At 49.5% G+C, this 21,094-nt stretch carries 21 protein-coding genes; 14 read left to right on the top strand and 7 right to left on the bottom strand.

The features are described from left to right. The first annotated feature begins 59 nt into the window (after positions 1-59). The 7 genes from BSEL_RS11395 (at position 60) to BSEL_RS11365 (ending at position 8,829) form a co-directional block, all read left to right on the top strand. Positions 60-3,401 (top strand): hypothetical protein, encoded by a 3,342-nt coding sequence (locus tag BSEL_RS11395; protein ID WP_013173165.1) that lies wholly within the window; start codon positions 60-62, stop codon positions 3,399-3,401. Further along, on the top strand, positions 3,398-3,697 hold the full coding sequence (locus BSEL_RS11390) for an EscU/YscU/HrcU family type III secretion system export apparatus switch protein (RefSeq protein WP_013173164.1): 300 nt from the start codon (positions 3,398-3,400) through the stop codon (positions 3,695-3,697). Before BSEL_RS11395 ends, BSEL_RS11390 begins: the two co-directional genes overlap by 4 nt. Before the next feature lie 94 nt (positions 3,698-3,791). Next, positions 3,792-4,205 carry a flagellar export chaperone FliS gene (gene fliS, locus BSEL_RS11385; protein WP_013173163.1) on the top strand — a complete coding sequence of 138 codons (414 nt, stop codon included), beginning with the start codon at positions 3,792-3,794 and terminating at the stop codon, positions 4,203-4,205. 18 nt (positions 4,206-4,223) lie between these two features. Next, on the top strand, positions 4,224-5,684 hold the full coding sequence (locus tag BSEL_RS11380; RefSeq protein WP_013173162.1) for a flagellin N-terminal helical domain-containing protein: 1,461 nt from the start codon (positions 4,224-4,226) through the stop codon (positions 5,682-5,684). A gap of 76 nt (positions 5,685-5,760) precedes the next feature. After that, positions 5,761-6,201 carry a YaaR family protein gene (locus BSEL_RS11375; RefSeq protein WP_013173161.1) on the top strand — a complete coding sequence of 147 codons (441 nt, stop codon included), beginning with the start codon at positions 5,761-5,763 and terminating at the stop codon, positions 6,199-6,201. A gap of 181 nt (positions 6,202-6,382) precedes the next feature. Continuing rightward, entirely contained in the window at positions 6,383-7,834 is a 1,452-nt protein-coding gene (gene gtfA / locus BSEL_RS11370; RefSeq protein ID WP_013173160.1) for a sucrose phosphorylase, read from the top strand. A gap of 17 nt (positions 7,835-7,851) precedes the next feature. Further along, positions 7,852-8,829: a LacI family DNA-binding transcriptional regulator gene (locus tag BSEL_RS11365; RefSeq protein WP_013173159.1), complete on the top strand. Its 978-nt coding sequence runs from the start codon at positions 7,852-7,854 to the stop codon at positions 8,827-8,829. A 58-nt stretch (positions 8,830-8,887) separates the two neighbouring features. Here BSEL_RS11365 and BSEL_RS11360 read toward each other — a convergent pair whose 3' ends face one another. Further along, positions 8,888-10,135 (bottom strand): DUF4236 domain-containing protein, encoded by a 1,248-nt coding sequence (locus tag BSEL_RS11360; protein ID WP_013173158.1) that lies wholly within the window; start codon positions 10,133-10,135, stop codon positions 8,888-8,890. A gap of 97 nt (positions 10,136-10,232) precedes the next feature. Between BSEL_RS11360 and BSEL_RS11355 the strand changes: the two genes are divergently transcribed. Then, a complete protein-coding gene (locus BSEL_RS11355; protein WP_013173157.1) occupies positions 10,233-10,676 on the top strand; it encodes an SRPBCC family protein in 444 nt (147 codons plus the stop codon). A 66-nt stretch (positions 10,677-10,742) separates the two neighbouring features. Here BSEL_RS11355 and namA read toward each other — a convergent pair whose 3' ends face one another. After that, the gene (namA, locus tag BSEL_RS11350; RefSeq protein ID WP_013173156.1) at positions 10,743-11,762 is read right to left on the bottom strand and encodes an NADPH dehydrogenase NamA; all 1,020 of its coding nucleotides are present in this window, start codon (positions 11,760-11,762) and stop codon (positions 10,743-10,745) included. Positions 11,763-11,827: 65 nt separating this feature from the next. Further along, the gene (gene cbpB, locus BSEL_RS11345) at positions 11,828-12,301 is read right to left on the bottom strand and encodes a cyclic-di-AMP-binding protein CbpB (protein WP_013173155.1); all 474 of its coding nucleotides are present in this window, start codon (positions 12,299-12,301) and stop codon (positions 11,828-11,830) included. Positions 12,302-12,644: 343 nt separating this feature from the next. On the opposite strand from cbpB, the gene BSEL_RS11340 reads away from it, so the two are divergent. Beyond that, entirely contained in the window at positions 12,645-13,637 is a 993-nt protein-coding gene (locus BSEL_RS11340; RefSeq protein WP_013173154.1) for an arsenic resistance protein, read from the top strand. A gap of 137 nt (positions 13,638-13,774) precedes the next feature. Next, entirely contained in the window at positions 13,775-14,209 is a 435-nt protein-coding gene (locus tag BSEL_RS11335; protein ID WP_013173153.1) for an OsmC family protein, read from the top strand. Positions 14,210-14,274: 65 nt separating this feature from the next. Here BSEL_RS11335 and BSEL_RS11330 read toward each other — a convergent pair whose 3' ends face one another. From BSEL_RS11330 to proC, 4 genes are all read right to left on the bottom strand, one after another. Next, positions 14,275-14,529, bottom strand: a complete 255-nt coding sequence (locus tag BSEL_RS11330) for a MerR family transcriptional regulator (protein WP_177304853.1) — start codon at positions 14,527-14,529, stop codon at positions 14,275-14,277. A gap of 145 nt (positions 14,530-14,674) precedes the next feature. Further along, positions 14,675-15,490: an ion transporter gene (locus BSEL_RS11325; protein WP_013173151.1), complete on the bottom strand. Its 816-nt coding sequence runs from the start codon at positions 15,488-15,490 to the stop codon at positions 14,675-14,677. A gap of 144 nt (positions 15,491-15,634) precedes the next feature. After that, on the bottom strand, positions 15,635-16,951 hold the full coding sequence (locus BSEL_RS11320) for a phytoene desaturase family protein (protein WP_013173150.1): 1,317 nt from the start codon (positions 16,949-16,951) through the stop codon (positions 15,635-15,637). Positions 16,952-17,137: 186 nt separating this feature from the next. Further along, positions 17,138-18,007, bottom strand: coding sequence for a pyrroline-5-carboxylate reductase (gene proC, locus BSEL_RS11315; RefSeq protein ID WP_013173149.1), 870 nt, complete (start codon positions 18,005-18,007; stop codon positions 17,138-17,140). 177 nt (positions 18,008-18,184) lie between these two features. Between proC and BSEL_RS11310 the strand changes: the two genes are divergently transcribed. The 4 genes from BSEL_RS11310 (at position 18,185) to BSEL_RS11295 (ending at position 21,006) form a co-directional block, all read left to right on the top strand. Further along, on the top strand, positions 18,185-18,979 hold the full coding sequence (locus tag BSEL_RS11310; protein WP_013173148.1) for an SDR family NAD(P)-dependent oxidoreductase: 795 nt from the start codon (positions 18,185-18,187) through the stop codon (positions 18,977-18,979). Between the two features lie 154 nt (positions 18,980-19,133). Then, positions 19,134-19,439: a hypothetical protein gene (locus tag BSEL_RS11305; RefSeq protein ID WP_013173147.1), complete on the top strand. Its 306-nt coding sequence runs from the start codon at positions 19,134-19,136 to the stop codon at positions 19,437-19,439. A gap of 60 nt (positions 19,440-19,499) precedes the next feature. Further along, positions 19,500-19,958 carry a low molecular weight protein-tyrosine-phosphatase gene (locus tag BSEL_RS11300; RefSeq protein WP_013173146.1) on the top strand — a complete coding sequence of 153 codons (459 nt, stop codon included), beginning with the start codon at positions 19,500-19,502 and terminating at the stop codon, positions 19,956-19,958. A 61-nt stretch (positions 19,959-20,019) separates the two neighbouring features. Further along, positions 20,020-21,006, top strand: coding sequence for a class I SAM-dependent methyltransferase (locus BSEL_RS11295; protein ID WP_013173145.1), 987 nt, complete (start codon positions 20,020-20,022; stop codon positions 21,004-21,006). Positions 21,007-21,094: the final 88 nt, after the last annotated feature.

Raw genomic sequence — 21,094 nt, 5'->3', positions numbered from 1 at the left:
TTTTTTGTTTTTTTGCCGATATTTACAGTGAAGAGAATGGAAGAGAGGAGTCGTTGCTCATGCAGATTCAAGGGCAACAGATACAGGGACAGCAGCAGTCACAGGAACGACCTGTGCAGATGCGGGACGGCGAAGTCTACCGTGCCCGTGTGGAGTCCCGTATTTCAGATCGTGAAGCGATGATTTCAATCAGGGGTCAGCAGGTACGCGCTACTTTCGAAGGCGGCGTTCCTGAGCGTGACCGCGTTAATATAGAAGTGCGTGGCCGAACAGATGAAGGCGTCCGTGTCAGAGAAATTACCGGAGACGGCAGGCGGGACGGTGCGAGGTCACAAGGGGATCAGCAGGATGTGAACCGCGTGCTGCGTAACCTCGGTCAGCGTGATCCTTCACCGGAACTGAGGCAGGCTGCGAGGCAGTTGATGGACCGTGGAGTCCCGCTCACCCGTGAATCGGTGCGTGATCTGTCTCAATATATTCAATCGAACAGAGGATCAGCTGAACAGCGTCAGCAAACGGTGCAGGTGATGGCAACCAAGCGCCTCGAGCCTACGGCCAATCAATTAAGAGCAGTGCACGATGCCCTTCACGGGCCTCGACTCACTGAGCAGGTCCGTTCCATGACCAACGGACGGGCCGGAGAAGCCGCACAGAACCGCTCAGGGGAAGCTGTTCTTTCAAGGGACCAGTTAACCCGTGCGATTGATCAGATCCGGACGAATGTCGTGCAGGGCCGGGATGTCCGAGAACAGGTGCAACAGGTACGCGAGCAGGTGGACCGTGTGTCAAACAGTGAAGCGCGCCGCGAGCTTACGCAGGCGCTCCGTGCAGCGGAACGTGGTGAACAGCCCCGAACCGAGCAGTCAGCGAGACCGGAACGGACAGACCAGGCAAGGCAGCCTTCCCAGCCGCAGAGCCGTGAACAGCTGACCCGTGCGATTGATCAGATCCGGACGAATGTCGTGCAGGGCCGAGATGTCCGAGAACAGGTGCAACAGGTGCGCGAGCAGGTGGACCGTGTGTCAAACAGTGAAGCTCGCCGCGAGCTGACGCAGGAGCTCCGTGCAGCGGAACGTGGTGAACAGCCCCGAACCGAGCAGTCAGCGAGACCGGAACGGACAGACCAGGCAAGGCAGCCTTCCCAGCCGCAGAGTCGTGAACAGTTGACGCGAGCGATTGATCAGATCCGGACGAATGTCGTGCAGGGCCGAGATGTCCGAGAACAGGTGCAACAGGTGCGCGAGCAGGTGGACCGTGTGTCAAATAGTGACGCACGTCGTGAACTGACGCAGGCACTTCGTGCAGCGGAACGTGGTGAACAGCCCCGAACCGAACAGGCAGCGAGACCGGAACGGACAGACCAGGCAAGGCAGCCTTCCCAGCCGCAGAGCCGTGAACAGCTGACCCGTGCGATTGATCAGATCCGGACGAACGTCCAGCAGGGCCGGGACGTGCGAGAACAGGTTCAACAGGTGCGCGAGCAGGTGGACCGTGTGTCAAATAGTGACGCACGTCGTGAACTGACGCAGGCACTTCGTGCAGCGGAGCGTGGCGAACAGCCCCGAACCGAACAAACCGGAAGATCGGAACGGACTGAACAAGTCCGTACAGAACAGCCGAGAGTCAGTCAGTCGGCGCGACAGGAAGTTGTCCGTGCGGCAGAGCAGGTTCGTCAGGCTCTGCAAACCGGTCAGGGATTGAGACAATCGATTGAGAACCTGCAGCAAACCGTGCAAAACAGCGGTGATCGTGAAGCACGCCAGCAGGTTAATCAGGCATTAAGAGAGATGATTACCCTGCAGGCGAATTCCGGGCGCGAGGCAGCGGCAGGCCGAATTGAACAATTAACACAAACGTTGCAGCAGGCAGCTGCGACTCAGACAGGATCAAGCGGAACCGCGCAGCAAACAACGGCACAGCCGACGAATATGCAAGCCCTCCTCACACAAATCAGTCAGACCGTACAAAACAGTGCGAATCTCTCTGATGCCATTCAGCAAGTCCGGAATCAGCTTTCACAACAGACGATTCCTCAGGAAGTCCGTGAACGGCTTGCGTCTGCATTGAATGAGGCGGAAGCGAGACTTTCTTCCGGCAGAGAGCTGAAGGCGCGTCAGACACTGACGAACACGGCTCAGGAGATTCAGCAGACCCTCCCGCAGGAGCCTGTTACAAGAAGTGTTTCGGAATCCCAGCGTGAGATGCAGGAATACATGCGAAATGAAGTGCTTCAGACGATGGGGACACAGCCTAAGGCGATTCTCATTACGGAAGTGACAGAGCGGTTCGCTCAGGCAACAGATGATTTCAAAGCCTTTCAGCGAGACGCTTCAAAACAGCTGAACCGGATTGAATCGATGATTCAGCAGTTCCGAAACCAGGCGACACCTCAAGTGAGACCGATGCTTGACAGCCTGATCAAGCAGCTGGACCGTCAACTGATGAAGAGCGACTGGATGCTGTTTGCCGATATGAAAACCGAACGCAGGATGCTTGGTGCAAGTGCACAGTTGCATGATGCCAAGAAGCTCCTGTCACAGGGCAAGCATGCCGAAGCACGTCAGCTTGTCAGGCAGGTACAGACAACGATGGATCAGGTCCAGTTCAAGCCGTCCAACCAGCGCGTTCAGCATGTCCTGAGTCAGGAACAGAGCTGGAGTGAACCAAAAGCACCTGTGCACAGGCTGTCAGAACAGTTTGATCAGTCAAGCCGGATGCTGACGTATAATGACGGATCCGCAAGGCAGGTCTTTGAAGGCATGCGCGGACTCGGACTGAACCGGGAAGCGGAGCTCGCCCAGATTTTCGCAGGAGGCAAAGATGTGCCGACAGAGGCCCAACAGCGGAATCTGAAGACGATTCTCATGCAGCTCGCGAAAAGTGAAGACGAAGGATCGCGGATGCTTCAGCAACAGGCCCAGAACTCCCTCAGCCAGCTGAATGGCCAACAGCTCATGAACCGCAATGAACCCCAGCAGAACCATATGTACTTTTTCCAAATTCCTTTAATGGTCAAAGGGGAGAGTGAGAATCTGCAGGTTTATGTGAACTCGCGGAATGAAGGGGAACAGGTGGATTGGGAGAATTGCAATCTGTATTTCCATATGGAGACGTCAAGCCTTGGGCCGCTTGGGATTGTCTTAAACGTCACGGACCGGAATCTCAGTGTGACGTTGAAAAATGATACCGATTATTTTGCGGACAGTGTCGAACCTTTGGCGGATCGGTATTTGGAACAGCTGAAAGAGGTCGGGTATAACGTGAATAAACTGTCAGTCAAACCGATGACAGTGCCGGAGAAGGCCCTGGCCGGTGTGCAGGAAACGGATCAGGAGGCAAAGCCTGAAACAGAGGCGCCGCTTCCATTTATGACCGAGGAAGGGTTTGATTATAAGATATGATGATCTCCAAACACTTCAATCATGTTAACCGAAGAAAAGTGAATGGCCCGACAGCCGCCGTCATTCGCTATGACGAAACGAATGGCGACGATCCGAAGATCGTCGCTTCAGGCAAGGGGTACATCGCGGAGCGGATCCTCGAGCTTGCGAAGGAAAATCATATTCACATGGAAGAGGATTCACTCCTTCTTGAGAACCTGATTGATATGGATCTCGGTGAGAATATTCCCCCACAGCTCTATGCGGTCATTGCAGAAATCTTACTGATGATCGAAGAAATTGAAAGAAATTATTAACATCCAACGCATTTCTGCCGATAGAAGAGATAGACACATGGAGGTAAAAACGGACAGACACGGAGGTCGGTCACGTTGAAAGAGGTGAAGGTACATGATTACAAACGAAGCACTACATAAAAAATCCCCACAGGAACTCACATCGCTCCTCTATGAAGCGTTGCTCGATAACCTGGAAGAGGGAAAGGCAGCTATTCAATCCAGAGATTTTATGATTGCCAATGAGAAGCTTCAGAAAGCCAACGACATTCTCCACCGACTCGGAGGCGGGCTCAATTACGAAGCCGGCATCGTCTCCGATCAGCTAGATGCCCTATACAATTACGCATCAGATCTGGTCGTCGAAGCGAACTACACAAAAGACGAAACAAAGGTGGATCAGGCCTTAAACGCCCTGACCCCGATCGTTGAAGCCTGGCAGACCGCACTGAAGACGAATCAGGACAAACAGCCGAAGATGATGAAGCAAAAAGCCAATGCCTATGAGCAATCGGCAATCTACGAATAAAAAGGAGCGAATCAACCCATGAAGATTAATAATAATATTCAGGCGCTGAACGCCTATCGGAATCTGTACCAGAACCAGATGAATACATCCAAAAACCTCGAAAAACTGAGCTCAGGCCTCCGAATCAACCGTGCAGCGGACGACGCCGCAGGACTTGCGATCTCTGAAAAAATGCGCTCACAGATCCGCGGTCTGAAAATGGCAGAGCGAAATGCTTTGGATGGCATCTCTCTCATGCAGACGTCAGAAGGTGCCATGCAGGAAGTGCACACGATGTTGCAGCGTATGCGGGAACTCGCTGTGCAGGCAGCGAATGATACGAATACAGACAATGACAGAGATCAGATACAAAAAGAGATCGATCAGTTGAAATTGGAAATCGATTCGATTTCTGAAAAAACAGAGTTTAATACAAGAAAACTTCTTGATGGAAGCAGTGCTGTTTTAACAAGTTTTCCTGATGCATTTGCTCCTGAAACAAATATGACGAACTTCCCGAAAGTTCTGGATGCGAATTTAGAGACATCGGATTACCGATTGCAAATCGATGGAGTTCAAGGTGATATATATACGACTAATGTGACTCAGACTGCTGCAGGAATAAGCAACGAAAGTCAAATCTTTATGTCCTCTGATGCGATTGGGGAAAACAGAAAATTTGGCGAATACACGGTTTTGGTTCGTGAATTTCAGGGAGACAACGCCCGTATTGAGATCCTCGATCCGGATGGACTAAGCATTGCGAATGAGGTGATAGAGGTCGGCGCCGGTGCTGAATTTGACAATGAGAGTGTTGATTCGAGCGATTCGGGAACATGGCCAACAGTCGGCGGTATTCAATTTGATTCCAGCAGAATTACCGGTAATGGAACGATTAAAGTTGAGCTGGAATTTGAAGCAGCATTTACACTTCAACAGCGTGAACAGGATGATGGAGTATCAGAATTTCGAACAGTACGAGCGACGGAAACACTGACATCAAAAAATGGCGTTATCAGACACGGCGGTGTTGAATATCAGTTCGATTCATCTGTTTTAGTCACTGATACAGACGATGAAGATGGTGAAGAGTTTCGTATTACAAATAACGCTCTGGCTTTTCAAATTGGTCCAAATACAAACCAGGATGTCATGATCGACATTCCGAGAATGGATGTTGTGACTCTGGGGATTCCCGATATCTCCGTTTTGGATAATGCAGCTGCAAACAATGCGATTTTCGAATTAGATAAAGCTATTGATCTGCTTAACGACGCCCGCTCCAAACTGGGTGCCGTACAAAACCGTATGGAGCACACCATCAACAACCTCCAGGTGACTCACGAGAACCTGACGAGTGCGGAGTCCCGGATCCGTGATGCGGATATGGCGGAAGAGATGACGGAGTTTACGAAGAACAATATCCTCAACCAGTCCGCGACGGCGATGCTCGCGCAGGCGAATCAGCTTCCGCAGGGAGTTCTTCAGTTACTGCAATAAGATCTTTCAACAAAGGTTGCATTTTCCTGCAGCCTTTGTTTTACTTTAAAGAGACAGACGTAAAGGGTGAAGAGCCATGGAAGTAAACAAAGTGGGCCGGGCAGGCTTTAATAAGACCCAACAGACGCAGGCGAAAGGGACGGAAGCGAAAGTCACCTTTCAGGAGATCATGAAACAGGGGCGAAATAATGCCCAGTATGAGCGTCTCGGTGAGCTGCTCGGGAAAATTGAGGATCAGGGCAAGACACTCGCGGAATCACGTACCGTTGATGAACTGCGAAAATACAAGCAGCTCGTCAAAGAGTTCATGGATGATGCAGTGAAGCTCGGGCTGAACCTCGAGGAGCGGAAAGGGTTTAACCGGCGGGGGCGGACAAAGGTTTATAAAATCGTCCAGGAAGTGGACCGGAAGCTGTTGGATTTAACGGATGCGGTCATTCGGGAACAGAAAAAATCTCTTGATATCCTGAACATGGTCGGCGAGATTCAGGGGCTGTTAATTAACATTTACGCATAACGCATGAAGCATGTGTCCATCATCGGATGCATGCTTTTTTGCGGTCTGAACTTGGTGCTCTCGTTTATGGAGAGGTTGAAACTTTTTATGACGGTTATGTTAAACGATTGACATAGTCGGATGAAGCGGTTACACTATCAGTATATGAAATCGATTTCAGATTATATTGGGAGGGAACACAATGACAGTGAAGAATGAAATTATGTTGATAACGTATGCCGACAGTCTGGGGAAGAACCTGAAGGAGCTTGACGAGGTGCTTGAGACGCACTTCAAAGATGCTGTGGGCGGTGTGCATTTACTGCCGTTTTATCCGTCGAGTGCGGACCGGGGGTTTGCGCCGATGACTTACCAGGAAGTGGATCCGGCGTTCGGCGGTTGGTCTGACGTGGAACGGATCGCGAAGAAGTATGACACGATGTATGATTTTATGATCAACCATATTTCGAAGAGCTCGGAGTATTTTCAGGACTTTATGGAGAAGAAGGACGATTCTCCTTATGCCGATTTGTTTATTCAATACAAAGATTTCTGGCCGGGCGGGGAACCGACGCAGGAAGACGTGGATAAAATCTACAAGCGTAAGCCGAGAGCGCCATATATTGATGTGACGTTCGGTGACGGCTCGACGGAGAAGATCTGGTGCACGTTTGATGAGGAACAGATCGATCTGAATGTGTATCATGAGCGAACGAAGGCCTTCATGCGGGAGAACCTGACGTTCCTTGCGGAGAAAGGGGCTTCGATCATCCGTTTGGACGCTTTTGCGTATGCCACGAAGAAACCGGGAACAGACTGCTTCTTCCTTGAGCCGGATACGTGGGAGATGCTTGATGAGATCCAGACGATTCTTGAGCCGATCGGCTGTGAGATCCTACCTGAAATCCATGAGCACTACACGATTCAGCTGAAACTTGCCGAACGGGGGTATTATGTGTACGACTTTGCCCTGCCGATGCTTGTTTTGCACGCCCTTTACAGCGGGCGAACGGACCGGCTCGCACACTGGCTCAACATTGCCCCGAGAAAACAGTACACGACCCTTGACACCCATGACGGGATCGGTGTCGTTGACGTGGCGGATCTCATGACCCAGGAAGAGATAGAAGCGACCCGGGACGACCTCTTTACGAAAGGGGCGAATGTGAAGCGGGTGTACAATACGATGGAGTACAATAACCTCGATATCTATCAGCTGAACTGCACGTATTACAGTGCCCTTGGTGACGACGATCAGGCGTATCTCCTCGCACGGGCGATCCAGTTCTTCGCGCCGGGGATTCCGCAAGTGTACTACGTCGGTTTACTGGCAGGAAAGAATGACATTGAGCTCTTGGAAGAGACAAAAGTCGGCCGTAACATCAACCGGCACTATTATACAAAGGAAGAGATCGCAGAAGAGATGAAGCGGCCGGTGATGGCAAAGTTTATGAAGCTCATGACGTTCCGGAATGACTACAAAGCTTTCGACGATCAGATTGACATAACGGAACGTGAAGATGGGCAGGTGCTTGAAATTGTCCGAACGACAGGAGATAATCAGGCCATACTGACGGCAAACGTCGAGACGCATGCGTTTACCATCACCTATAAAGACGAACAGACCGGTGACATGAAGGAGCTTGTGCTGTAAAAACGGAGTGAAGAGCGATGGCGACGATTAAAGACATTGCAAAAGAAGCGGGCGTCTCTGTCACGAGTGTGTCGAGGGTGCTCAATAACCGGGGCTATCTGAGTGAAGCGTTGAAGAACAATGTGTACAGCGCGATGGCAAGACTTGATTACCGTCCGAATGAAATGGCCCGTGCCCTGCAAAAACAGAAAACCTCCCTCATTGGGGTCATTGTCCCTGATGTGTCCCATCCATTTTTCGCTCAGTGGACGAAGGCAGTGGAACAGCGTCTTTCTGAGGCGGGCTACAAACTGATCCTCTGTAACAGCCATTATGAGGCGGAGAAGGAACAGGATTACGTGGATATGCTTCGGGGCAGTCGGGTTGACGGGCTTCTGTTTGCGAGCCATACGAATGTGGTCTATGACGCGTCCACGCTTGATCAGCCTGTCGTAAGCTTCGAAAGGGTTCTGGGAGACCGTGTTCCGACCGTTTCATCCGATCACTGGCAGGGCGGGGAACTCGCTGCGGCGCATCTCGTGGAGCGAGGCTGCCGGCATGTGCTGATGACAGGGGGACACCCAAAGACAGCTGTAGCCGGTGAGATCCGCTATGAAGCGGCGAAACGGTATTTCGATCGGCACGGGGTAACGTACCGGCATATATACGGTGATACACATATTCTGAAGCTCGATCATGTGAAAGACGACGTCGCGGATGCGCTTCGTGACGGAACGTTTGACGGTGTCTTTGCCGGGAGTGACCTCCTTGCGTCCATGGTGTTACAGACGGCTTTTGAGCAGTCCATCAGGGTTCCTGAGGCGTTGAAGATCGTCGGGTACGACGGAACGGCATCGACGGCTTATGCCCCATTTCCGCTGACAACGGTTCTGCAGCCGGTGGAGGAACTCGCAGAAACGTGTGTGGCGCTGCTCATCGCCCAAATAGAGGGGAAGGAACCGGATACCAGGACGGAACCTCTTCCCGTGACGCTTCGTCAGGGAATGACGACCTGAGAGACGACAAAGAAGGATGCGGCCCTTTAAGAGGGGTTCGCATCCTTCTTTGACTCTTCTATTCAGGTGCAAAGGGGTCGATTTCTTTTAATACGAACGTCTTGGTCGCGTTGATTCGATGATCGAACTGTTCGAGAGCCGAAAACGGGTGGACCTGATCGAGATTCAGCGACCGGAAGGTGTCCTGGTCAATTTTGACGCTGTAAATATAGACGTCGTCCTCGTGGCCGGTGCCTTCGTTTAACACCTGCTGGTAGCCGGAGACCACGACACAGTGAACCGTCGGCAGATACGCAAAGAAGTAGCTTGCGAGATACAGCGCCGTGCCGCCTGCGAGGCGGGCGTAGTGATCGCGCTGATCGCGCTGGGTCTTTTCCGTGATCTTCAGTTTGCCTGATTTCAGGACCTCGGCCTCTTTGACCGGAACTTTGTCGGGGTTCGGGAGATCCACGTCGACATAGGCGGTGTCCGGTTGCGGGATATGAAAATCGACGTCCGTTTCGAGGGGGAAGTCAAGCTCGTCGAGATAGATGAGTGACCATTCTTCCATCGCTTCCGTATCCCCCTCTTTTACACGGGTCATCAGTTTCTGACGGTGTTCCTGCTCTTCTTTTAAAGAACGGATCGTTTCTTCATAATCCGTCTTGGCTTCAGTGAACTGCATTTGGGCGTCACCGTTGACTATCTGGTGAAGCTCCTGTTTTTTTGAAGGAAGCAGGTGCAGGAGGCGGTCAAAGAAGGAGAACGTGCCGGTGACGTCTGCCATTCGCTGATCATAGAAGGTTTGAAAAGAAGGCGCTTCGGGTTGATCGTGAATGCCTTCCGTCATACACTCTTCAAGGGGGATCTCTTCGTCAAAGGCGTCCTGATGGAGCCGGAGAAGACGGGCTGTGCGTTCATTGATTTCATCGGCCTTTTCTTCATAAATAGCTGTGAGATCCTCTTTGAATGCCCGTCTGACGGCTTTTGATTCGTCTTCAGAAAGGGCAATGCCATCGCCTTTGTAAAAACGGACGTCCTGAATCGAGTCATCCCATCTGACGTCGATTTGTTCCTGATTGGCCCCGGAAGCGGATTGGTTTGACGCTTTCGTAGAGGAAGACGCTTTTGAACTGCCTTTTTTGTTCAGTTTTGTCCGGTAGGAAAGACCGGTGCCGGGCAACCCGACATTCCCGTGCACACCTCTTCTTCCGACAGAGACCGTGCCGCCCCGACGTCCGACAGAGGTACTGATGCCGCGTTTACTCAAATTGACACGAATTCCGGGGGCAACGCGAATGCGTTTTTGGAACCTGAAGCTCATCATGACCACGTCCTTTTTCCTGAGTTGTAAGTGAAATACGTTGCTATTGTCCTCCTCCCATCATAAAATAGACCCACACGATTTGAAAGGGATGAGGCCAATGTTCAAGGATACATTTTATTTCAAAACCGATATTGACCGCCCGCTTGATGAAGTATGGGCGTTTTTTCAGACTAACGAGAACCTTGCAGCCATTACCGGCTTTCCTAAAATCCGTATTCTTGGCGAGAAGGATGTGTATGAAGGCAGCGATGTGCATCTCCAGATGGATTTTCTGATTATCAAAATGCAGTGGAAGGGGCGGATTACCAAGGTGGTGCCCCGCGCGTTTTTTATGGATGAGGGAACGGAGCTTCCGTTTCCGTTTAAAAGCTGGCGACATGTCCATGCGTTTAAAGAGCTTGATGATGGTAGGACGAGAATGATTGACCGGGTCGAATTCTCGTCACTTGTGCCGTCACCTTTTGTCAGGCTGATGTTAAAAGGAATGTTCAAGGACCGCGAACGGCAGCTGATGAAACAGTTCAGGCCCCGCACAAACTGATAAAAAGAGGTACATGAACACAGTGATGTGTCCGTGTACCTCTTTTTGTGATCTTAATCAACCTGCTTACAGCCACCCGGCCCTGTAAGGTTTCGGTGGCTCAATTTCCGCTTTCAGTGTCTCTGCGGCAAAGAGTGGCCAGTAGGGATTCCGCAACAGCTCCCGTCCGAGAAAAACGAGATCCGCGCGATCGTTCCGGATGATTTCATCGGCCGTTTCTGCCGTTGTAATCAGCCCGACGGCCCCGGTGCGGATGCCGGTCGCGGCCTTCAGCCGCTCCGCAAGAGGGATCTGGTAACCGGGATAAACATCAATTGGTGTGCGGACGACGCCACCGGAGCTGCAATCAATCAGATCGACGCCGAGGCGTTTAAGCTCCGTTGCCAGGAAGTCAAAATCATTGTCCTGATTGCCTTCCGGGTGATATTCATTCAGAGACAATCGAACGAAGAGGGGACCGTCCCACACGTCCTGAACCGCTTCCGTGATCTCTTTTAACAGGCGGAACCGGTTTTCAAGCGTTCCGCCATATTGATCTGTCCGTTTGTTTGACAGCGGGGAGAGAAACTGGTTTATCAGATAGCCGTGGGCACCGTGAAGCTCGATGACATCAAAACCGGCCTGATTCGCGCGAATGGCTGCCTGTTGGAACCGGCGGATCAGATCTTTGATCTCATCCGTTGTCAGTTCATCGGGCGTTCGGGCGTTGTCATCGAAAGGAATCGCCGAAGGAGCTTTGATCGTCCCGTCATAGACTGCTTTTCGGCCGGCGTGTGCGAGCTGAATGGCAGCTTTCGCGCCATGACGGTGAATACCGTCGGTCAGGGTTTTCAAGCCGTCGACGTGCCCGTCATCATAGATCCCGAGATCCTGTGGGGAAATGGTGCCGTTTTCTGTGACGCTGGTCGCTTCGATGCAAATCAGGCCGGCCTGGCCTGCGGCCCTTGATTCGTAATGGGTCACATGCCAGGGTGTGACCATGCCATCCTCGTTGTAAGACGCGTACATACACATTGGAGCCATGACGATTCGGTTTTTAAACGTGACGCCCTTCATTGTGATAGGCGTAAATAAAGAATCAGACATCTTTCTGTCACCTCGATCTGTCAGAATAGTGGGTCCTTCATCGACACATACAAAAGAGTCAGGACTTACTCGTCCTGACTCTCGTTTTGCTGGAGTTGCCGTCTTTGTTCATGGAGATAGCCGTTTAAATGAGCGAGCAGTTTGCTTCGTGTAACGATGCCTTCAAAGGCCCCGTTCTCATTCTCAACACAGACGAAAGGATAATTAATGGAGATGTTCATCACCCGTTCTAATGTTGATGAATGCAGCACAGATCCCACATCTTCCGTCATCATATCCTGCACGAGGAATTGGCTGAGACGCTCCGGTTCGATCCGTTCTGTACCGAGCATGGAATCAAGCACCTGGGCTTTACTGATAATGCCGCGAAGCTGAAAAGTAGTTGATAAGACCGGAATGGCTGTATAACCTGATTTTACAAGGACCAGGAGGGCATGTTCAAGGCTGTTTTCCGGCTGGACGTGGGCGACATCCTTTGCAGGCGTAATGAATCGCTCAATGCCCGAACTGAGCAAATCCTGTTCTTTAATATTTGGCATAGTTATGCACACTCTCTCTTAAGAAGTATGGATCCAAGAATGCTTGTTCAGTGAATAGTGTAGGTTGAAAATGGGGAAAAGTCAACTGAATTGCCATGATTGGTAAATAAATGGGTGGTTATCGTCTCTCAAAAATCCGTTCTTCGTTCAACTTCTGTAAGCCGTTTCATGATTCAGTCGCATGATAGTGGTACAGTTTGACCAGCCGGTACGTAGGTGACAACCCCTGTCAGGTAAAGGTTTTAGGAGAAAATGGTCTGGGGTGTTGACAAAAGCATCATACGCGTAGTAACATACTGTTATACCTAATGGGGTATTTATTTCAGGGTGGGGTGAACATACAATGCTAATGAAACTTTATCATTTTCCACAAAAACACCTGCTGCTGGTTCTGCCATCAGTATTGATTATCAGCTTTATCATCGGTTTAAACGTTGACACGTCAGCGCTTGGTTCAACCATCCTCGCAGCGACGATCATCATGATTTTTGCAACAATGGTCGGGTTGAAACTGCAGGAACTGACGAAAATCCGGCAGGAATCGAAACTGATCGGGGTCTCTTTTCTGATCAACTTCATCTGGATTCCGCTTGTTGCCATGCTGATCGGATTCACTATTTTGCGAGATGAACCGCTGATGTTTGCAGGGCTCGCTCTCGTAGCACTTTTGCCGACAAGCGGGATGACGATTGCCTGGACGGGCATTCAAAAAGGGAATGTCCCTGCAGCCGTGAAACTGACGGTCTTCGGATTAATCATCGGCTCCGTTCTGACACCGTGGTACTTGCTTGTCATGGTTGGTCAATATGTGCCGATTGATATTTTCAATACCTTTCAGACCATCTTCACAGTCGTATTCGTTCCACTCGTCCTCGGTCAGATCGCCACTAAACTGATCATGAAAAAAGTCACGCAACAGGAATTTCAGAGGAAAATTAAGCCGAATCTTGCACCGCTCAGTATTTGGGGGCTCCTTTATGTCGTCTTTGTCAGTACGAGTGCGAGAGCGGAGATGCTCGTAGGCAATCTGTCACTGATCGTCCTTGCGGCATTTTCGATTCTCCTGTTCTATGTGATTAACTACGTGTTCGCAACGTTCGTAGCCCGAAAAGTCTTTAACCGAAATGACGGGATTGCCCTTGTCAACGGCACGGTTCTCCGAAATTTATCCATTGCCATCGGGATCGCAGCTACGGCCTTTTCTGCGGAAGCCGCGATTCTGGTCACGATTGCCTTTATGTTCCAATATTCGAGCATTTCGTTTTATGCGAAATTTGCCGGGAAGCGCTGGTTTAAAGAATCAGCAGTTACATCAGGCAGTGAGGCAAGTGTTTAAACGGATTCCCATCAGGGTATCCCGAAGAATATGAGCGTTCAGAGGCGCTCAACAGCCTGGAAACAGGCTGTTGCTTATACTCTGTTTATCCTATATGCATTATGGAAAACTTATTTTAAGAAAGGTGCGTTTTAACAATGATGACATTTCAAATTAAAGCACGGTCAGAAGGCTTAAAAGTGGAGGCTGAAGCAGGAAAGCACAGCCTTACCCTCGATGAAGGAAGCCAGATGGGCGGTAAAGACGAAGGACCGAATCCCCTTCAGACCACGTTGTCTGCACTGGCATCATGTGAGAATGTAACGGCGCATATGGCCGCGAAGGAAATGAATTTTGATCTGCAGGGCATTACGTTTGAAATCAGCGGCAAATTTGACCCGAAAGGGTTCATGGGTGATCCTGAAGTACGTCCTTACTTTCAGTCAGTAGAAGTCAAGGCTGTTGTGAAAACGTCCGAGTCTGATGACCGGATTCAGGAACTGCAGGAAAAAGTGGAGTCCCGCTGCCCGGTATATACGATGATGAAAGCGGCAAATGTGGATATGAACGATCAGTGGACAAAAGCGTCCTGATCATGCAAAGAGGCTCACCGTCACAACAGACGGTGAGCCTCTTTTTGGTAAGGGGGAAAGATCCGTCACTTACGCATTTTGAAGGCAGCGTTTAACTGACCGCGAAGCATTTTATCCCGAACATCTGACTTCTTCATTTCCTGCTTTCGGATCTCAAACGTCTGCATGCCGTCTTCCATCTTGTTTGCAATATCGACGAGACGTTCAACATCGGCGAAGGAATACTTCCTGGTTCCGCCTTTGCTCCGCTCCGGGAAGACGAGTTTACGTTCTTCATAGTAACGGATCTGTCTCTCGGAGAGACCTGTCAGTTCACTCATTATACCAATACCGATGACTTTTTTGTCTTTATAGTCCAGTGACAAAGGGGATCGCCTCTTTCTCTGCTGGTTGCGTTGTTTGTTCTACTATAGCATGAAAGAAAAATCATCGTGTGAAAATCGTCAGATAATCTGACATACCATGTTATTTTTCCTGCCTGTCCTGTTTAATCAGCGCTTTTAACTCCTCGATCTCACCGCGTAGTGCCCGGATTTCTTCCGTCTGAGCCTCATCCCTGATGGCTGTGGCCGCTTCTTTTTCAGAGGTTTCCGATTTCTCCACATTACTGACAATGACTCCGATGAACAGGTTAAAGATGACAAAGGTGCCGACCAGGACAAATAAAACGAAATAGATCCACGACCACCAGAGCTCGTCAAAGATCGGTCTCATGACATCGCTTGCCCAGGATTCAAGCGTCACGACCTGGAAGAGCGTCAATAGCGAAAGCTGAAGATTTCCGAAATATTCGGGAGCCACGGTTTGAAAGAGCATCGTACCGATGACCGCAAAGATGTAAAAGATAATTCCCATTAACAGCATAATGTTCCCGAGTGACGGAATCGTCATGAGAAGGGCGTCGACAAGTCTCCTCAGTGAAGGAATGACGGAAATGGCCCGAAACACCCTCAATACCCGGAGAATCCGGAGCACGGTGACAAAGTGGGCACCGACGAAGATATGGCCGGCACTGACGATGAGAAAATCAAACCAGTTCCAGCTGCTCTTAAAAAAACTTGAAAAGGGCTTTGCGGCAAATAACCGCATGGCAATCTCGACGGTGAAAATCCAAAGAAGGGCCGTATCTGCCGACCAGAAAAACGAGCGGTATTCCGCATATATGCCAGGATAGGTCTCAAGACCAACGATTACGGCATTAAATAAAATCAGGGTGATGATGATCCCCTGAAACCAATTATGTTCCACAATATGATGAATGCGTAGCCGGAGCTGTTCCACGTGAATGCCTCCTCATGCGTGATATCGGTCATGCGATGTTTATTGTACTGGATGTTTGTCCGTTTTGCACGAAAAGGTATACCCTGCCGGACGAATTTACGTTACAAACAGAAAAGAGACCGAATGAACGGTCTCTCAAGTTGTTTATAAGGGCTGTGGGATCGCCGGTGTATGATGAAGGATCCGTTCGGTGGAATCATAGGCACTTGAAAATGACAGTTCCGAGAGCTGTCCTTGTCCGTTCGTCCAGTCACCGGCGAAATACACGTTTGGCATCTTCTCAAAATGAATCGGCAGTCCCTGCTGATTCATCGTCCAGCGGATTGCCTGTAGAACAGGTTTTTTCGATGCCCGCGGGATGATGAGCTGATCACGCCAACCCGGGAAATGTCTGTCATAAAAGGCTTCGAATTTTTTGATAATCGCTTCGTGAGCTTCAGGGTCATTGACCTGATCTCTGCGCAGATAGGCCACTGCCTGAAGAAGCTGTCCGCCTGGCGGCGCTGCTTCGAGATCATAATAGGAGATATCGGTGATAAACATCTGTCTGTCTTTGTCAAAGACATACGTATAGTCTGTTTCGATCCTTTTTTTAAGGCCTATATCATAAAACATGACATAAGCAGGCTCATAATCGGTATAAGGTGTGAGCTCCTGACTGAGCCGGGTATCGGCAAACAGTTTTTGCAGCTGTTCCGGAGGGATGGCGAAGATAAATTCATCAGCGGTAAAACGGTGGCGTTTTGCATTTGCGGCCTGGACGCGTTCACCGTCTGTCAGGAGATCCGTGATCTTCGTCTTGTCAAAAATCTGACCGTCGTTCTCGCGGATGACCCGTTTAAACTCATTGATCAGCACTTGCCAACCCCCCTGAATGAAACTGACAGGGATATTGGTTTTAAAGAGACGTCGGTAATAGTCAAAGAAGACATTGGACGGAATCTGACCTGCGTCTCCGGCAAAGAAATTGCTGTTGGCAAGATTAAGCATCATTTCACGGACGGCCGGACTGATTCGGTTTAACTCAATCCATTCATCAATTGAGAGATTCGGATCACCTTTCTCAAAACCGAGGGTTGTAAAGAGCATGTGATAGGCGAAGCGGAATTTATCAGACCCCTTCAGCAGCTTGGTCTGAAGCAGACCGCCGAAGTTTGAAGGAATCACCGTTGTCTCGTCTCCCATATCATAACGGGACTGGAGCTGCCGGTAATCTTCCCACGTGACATCGAGATCCATTTCTTTTTCCATTTTACTTAAGTACGATGTGTCTCTTGCATAGATGGCATGGGCACCGAAATTAAACTGAAATCCTTTCAGCTTAATGGTCATCGCTCTTCCGCCGAGTTTCCCCCTCTCGACAACGGCTACTTTTTTTCCATTAAAGGCAAGACGTGCTGCCGCAGAAAGTCCGGCCAGTCCGCCCCCGATAATCACCACATCATAATGGGATGTTCTCATGACTGTTCATCCTCCTGTCAGTTCGCCGGCACTGTGTAGAAGAGCGGCAAAAAGAAACTGGATTACACTGTTTGTGTACTGTTTATCAGTATAAACCAAAAAGCGCCAAATGAAAAGAATGCGGGGAACGCACGAAACAAGAAAGAACCCGGTTTAGAGACCGGGTTCAAATGATCGTTCATAGAATCAGTTATGCTTGGGCTTCGTCTTGGATGGTGGCGCAGTGTCGCTCGGAGACAGAATGGACCCGAGCTCTCTTGAGCGGGTGCAGGCTGCAGAGATACATGCCATGATCGAAGGCTGGACCTGCTTTTGTTCGAGAACACGAAAGCCTGCCTCTGTCGTACCGCCTGGGCTCATTATCTGTTCATAGAGAATTTTGGGCGGAATATCCTCGGATTTTACACGGATACCGGCACCGAGGAGGGTTTGAGACACAAGCTTTCTCGCAAGCTCCGGATCAACGCCTTCATCGACAGCGGCTTTCTCCATGGATTCCATCAGGTAGTAGATGTAAGCGGGTCCTGTCCCCGTAAGTGCCGTCATGGCATCCATCTGTTGTTCATCGACCTGTTCAATCTCGCCGACGTCGAGAAACAGTTCGCGGAAGGCTTGCAGTTTTTCTTCAGTCAGATGTTGACCTGCCGCAAAAGGTGTCATGGATTCATTCACCACTGCGGACGTATTTGGAATCGTTCGGATGACCGGGAGTGAAAAAGGGAAAAACGCCTCAAAATCCGCAGTCGATATACCCGCCATGACGGATATGAGTGTGTGTTCAGGCGTGAAATAGTCCTGGTAGGGTTCAAGGGCTTCCTGCCAGTCTTTCGGCTTACAGGCAAGAATAATGATGTCACTTTGCTGAATGAGTCGCTCAGGATCCCGGGTTGTTTCCACCGGATACGTGTGCGACATGTAGTTCAGCCGTTGGTCGTTTGACCGGTTGCTCACCTTGATCTGGTGGTGATACCGGCCCCTGTTTGCGGGGTTGGTCCAGCCGGCGATCAATGCTTCGGCCATTGATCCGGCCCCGATCAGACTGATGGTTGTTGTCATCGGTATCGCCTCCATAATTACTTTCCGAATTTTCAGATGATAATGATGACAGTATGAACAATGGAACGTTTTCTGTCAAGGGAATCTCTTTGGTCAATGAGAGATTATCCGGTATACTTCTACTGGGAAGTAAAAGTGAGTGTGATTGCGTGATTACAGATGAGGAGAGTGAATCCATTGAAACAGACACTGACAGGCGAACGGGTTTTGATCACAGGCGCTTCGGGAGGCATCGGACGTGAAATGGCGATCTCCATTGCGGCAAAGGGCGGTATTCCTGTTTTGACCGCACGTTCAGAGGACAAACTCAGGGATCTTGCCGATGTTATCTATGAACAGTTTGGGATCAGGGCGCCGGTATACAGACTCGATGTTGCCGATCAGGATGAGGTGGACAGGGTGATTGCAGCCATTTATCAGAATGAGGGTGCGATCACGACACTGATCAACAATGCGGGCTATGCGATTTTTGATTACATTGAAGAGATGCGCATGGAAGATGCGAGAGGGATGTTTGACACGAATGTACTTGGCACCATCGCCTGCACAAAGGCGGTTTTGCCTCGCATGCGAAAACAGCGCTACGGTTCCATTATTTTTGTGGCATCCCTCGCAGGAAAAATTGCCACTCCGAAAGCCAGTGCGTATTCAGCGAGTAAACATGCTGTGATTGGTTTCGCCAATGCCATCCGGATGGAAACCATGGGCGAGCCGATTTCAGTAAGCACTGTCAACCCTGGACCCATTGAGACTGATTTCTTTGTCCGTGCTGATAAGACAGGGACCTATAAAGAAAATGTACGCTCGTTCATGCTTGATGCGGGGTATGTGGCAGAACGCACGGTCAGGTTAATTCTGAAACCGAAACGGGAGATTGAGATGCCCTTTTTGTTAAGTAAAGCGGCAAAGCTTTATCAGCTGTTTCCGAGGCTTGCAGAACGTATTGCAGGAAAACAGATGAGTCGAAAATAAGGGTGAGTAATCATTCAGAAACACACAAATTTGTAACGTAATATTCACGGAATCGTCACCATTTCATCCGCGATTTGTTGTATCATGTAAATTGTAGTTAAGAAAAACTGTGATTCATTTCACAAATAAAATGTAAAAGAGAGGTCGTTTAACGATGATCGTGAAGGACTTGGTGGAGACAGCGGAATTATTGTCAGATGAAGTGGCAGACGGATACTATGTCATGTATGAACGCTTTGAGAATGTGGATTGCCGCTGTGCAGGAACAAAAGTTGAGGAAATTGAATGTGACCCTGAAGAAGTGGTTCAGATTCTGGCTTGCAAAGAAGCATCCTGTGACTCCCTTAAGAGTGTTCAAACCTTCAAGATTGGTGAAGATGTGCCTTCAGTCGATGCAGCACTTGCATCCATTAAAGAAAATTACAGCTACGTGCTTAAAGAATTAATGCCTCTCGGTTAATCCGGGGGCTTTTTCTTTTTGATGCGGACTGCTACACTGATACAAAAACGGGGTGACAGGATGATTGAAGTCATGTTTGTCTGTCTGGGGAATATATGCCGTTCTCCCATGGCAGAAGCGATTATGAAGCATAAACTGAAAGAGAAGGGCTTGGAAAACCAGGTTCGTGTCACATCTTCAGGAACCGGGAACTGGCATATTGGCAAACGCCCTCATGAAGGCACGCTGGAGATTCTTGACATGCACGGGATTGATCATGAAGGGATGACTGGCAGCCAGGTGAAAAGTGAAGACTTCCGGACTTTTGACTATCTGATTGCTCTCGATTCATCGAACGAAGCTAATCTTTTAAGAATAAGGCCGGACGATGCAAAGGCAAAAATAATACGGTTATTGTCGTTTTCAAAACAGTTCAATGATCATGATGTTCCGGATCCTTATTTTACCGGAAATTTTCGTGAAGTGTACGAAATGATCGATGAAGCAGTGGAACGATTCATTCTCGAAATCACTGAATAGAGGTTTCTTATTTCCGGATAGTGGGAACTGTTCTTTAACGAACGAGCCGGAGGTGGGTCACATGTTTGAAGTCAGGCGATTTCTGCAGGCGAGAAAGTGGATGAAGAGCAACGAGAGTTTTCTGAAAACCTGGCATGCCCACGTTGGATATAAGCTGAATCTGTTCAGGCTCTTTGAATCCGGTGAACGTGTGCACCAGATTGCGGAACGCTACAACTGGGATGAGGAGCTCCTTCAAAACTGGGTGGACGTCGGCCTTCAGGTCGGCCATCTTGATAAGACGCTTACAGGCAAAATCAAATCGAAGAAGAAGCTTGTCCGTTTTGCAACGGTGGACAGCGGGGAATCCGCAGGGATCCTGCTCAGGGAAATGATGGAGCTTCATATTCCCACACTCCTTGAATACCCGGATCTGATACAAAACCGTCATAAACGTGTATATCGGGACGAAGCATTCGGTCAGGTCGTCGCAGAGACCTCGACACTCCTTGAGAAAGCGGCACTGCCTCCGATTATGAAACTGATCGGACAGGAAAAGCCGGCTTCTGTTCTTGATCTTGGCTGCGGTTTTGGGGGGTATCTGAAAAAAATCAATCAGTCTTATCAAGGTACCTCACTGATCGGGGTTGAGAAAAACCCGGATGTATACGAATATGCCCGCTGTGGATTACCTGAGCATGTTCATCTGTATAATGAAGATCTTGAGACATTTCTTCAAAGTGGACAAAGCCCGGTCGACATGGTGATGGTTCACAACCTGCTCTACTATTTTCCGGTTTCTTCAAGGAGCCGGCTTATGCAGGAAATCGCCGGCATGACGAATTCCGGAGGTAAAATTACGATTATTACGCCTGTGAAAGGAGAAACTGCGGGTGGTATGTTTACGTCCGCGTTTAATGCATTTATGACCGCTCATGACAATCTGTATCCTCTTCCTGACATGACGGAGCTGAAAGTATTGGCGAAAGATGCCGGATTGGACTTCACTTCAGTGAAACCGATCATACGCGAAGGGGGATGGTTTCTCGTCATTCTTACAAAAAAATAATGGACATTTTTTCTTTTTTTGCAGGAGAAAGCGCTGTCATTGTGGAAATAGTATAAGTGCAACAACTATTTTATTTTACGGGGAGGTA

Origin of the sequence: [Bacillus] selenitireducens MLS10 (assembly GCF_000093085.1) — a bacterium.
GTDB classification, from domain to species: domain Bacteria; phylum Bacillota; class Bacilli; order Bacillales; family Salisediminibacteriaceae; genus Salisediminibacterium; species Salisediminibacterium selenitireducens.
This window is presented reverse-complemented; position numbering and strand designations above follow the sequence as displayed.

Coding starts and splice junctions, on each gene's coding strand:
- BSEL_RS11395 (WP_013173165.1), top strand. CDS start 60: ATGCAGATTCAAGGGCAACAGATACAGGGACAGCAGCAGTCACAGGAA.
- BSEL_RS11390 (WP_013173164.1), top strand. CDS start 3,398: ATGATGATCTCCAAACACTTCAATCATGTTAACCGAAGAAAAGTGAAT.
- fliS (WP_013173163.1), top strand. CDS start 3,792: ATGATTACAAACGAAGCACTACATAAAAAATCCCCACAGGAACTCACA.
- BSEL_RS11380 (WP_013173162.1), top strand. CDS start 4,224: ATGAAGATTAATAATAATATTCAGGCGCTGAACGCCTATCGGAATCTG.
- BSEL_RS11375 (WP_013173161.1), top strand. CDS start 5,761: ATGGAAGTAAACAAAGTGGGCCGGGCAGGCTTTAATAAGACCCAACAG.
- gtfA (WP_013173160.1), top strand. CDS start 6,383: ATGACAGTGAAGAATGAAATTATGTTGATAACGTATGCCGACAGTCTG.
- BSEL_RS11365 (WP_013173159.1), top strand. CDS start 7,852: ATGGCGACGATTAAAGACATTGCAAAAGAAGCGGGCGTCTCTGTCACG.
- BSEL_RS11360 (WP_013173158.1), bottom strand. CDS start 10,135: ATGATGAGCTTCAGGTTCCAAAAACGCATTCGCGTTGCCCCCGGAATT.
- BSEL_RS11355 (WP_013173157.1), top strand. CDS start 10,233: ATGTTCAAGGATACATTTTATTTCAAAACCGATATTGACCGCCCGCTT.
- namA (WP_013173156.1), bottom strand. CDS start 11,762: ATGTCTGATTCTTTATTTACGCCTATCACAATGAAGGGCGTCACGTTT.
- cbpB (WP_013173155.1), bottom strand. CDS start 12,301: ATGCCAAATATTAAAGAACAGGATTTGCTCAGTTCGGGCATTGAGCGA.
- BSEL_RS11340 (WP_013173154.1), top strand. CDS start 12,645: ATGCTAATGAAACTTTATCATTTTCCACAAAAACACCTGCTGCTGGTT.
- BSEL_RS11335 (WP_013173153.1), top strand. CDS start 13,775: ATGATGACATTTCAAATTAAAGCACGGTCAGAAGGCTTAAAAGTGGAG.
- BSEL_RS11330 (WP_177304853.1), bottom strand. CDS start 14,529: ATGAGTGAACTGACAGGTCTCTCCGAGAGACAGATCCGTTACTATGAA.
- BSEL_RS11320 (WP_013173150.1), bottom strand. CDS start 16,951: ATGAGAACATCCCATTATGATGTGGTGATTATCGGGGGCGGACTGGCC.
- proC (WP_013173149.1), bottom strand. CDS start 18,007: ATGACAACAACCATCAGTCTGATCGGGGCCGGATCAATGGCCGAAGCA.
- BSEL_RS11305 (WP_013173147.1), top strand. CDS start 19,134: ATGATCGTGAAGGACTTGGTGGAGACAGCGGAATTATTGTCAGATGAA.
- BSEL_RS11300 (WP_013173146.1), top strand. CDS start 19,500: ATGATTGAAGTCATGTTTGTCTGTCTGGGGAATATATGCCGTTCTCCC.
- BSEL_RS11295 (WP_013173145.1), top strand. CDS start 20,020: ATGTTTGAAGTCAGGCGATTTCTGCAGGCGAGAAAGTGGATGAAGAGC.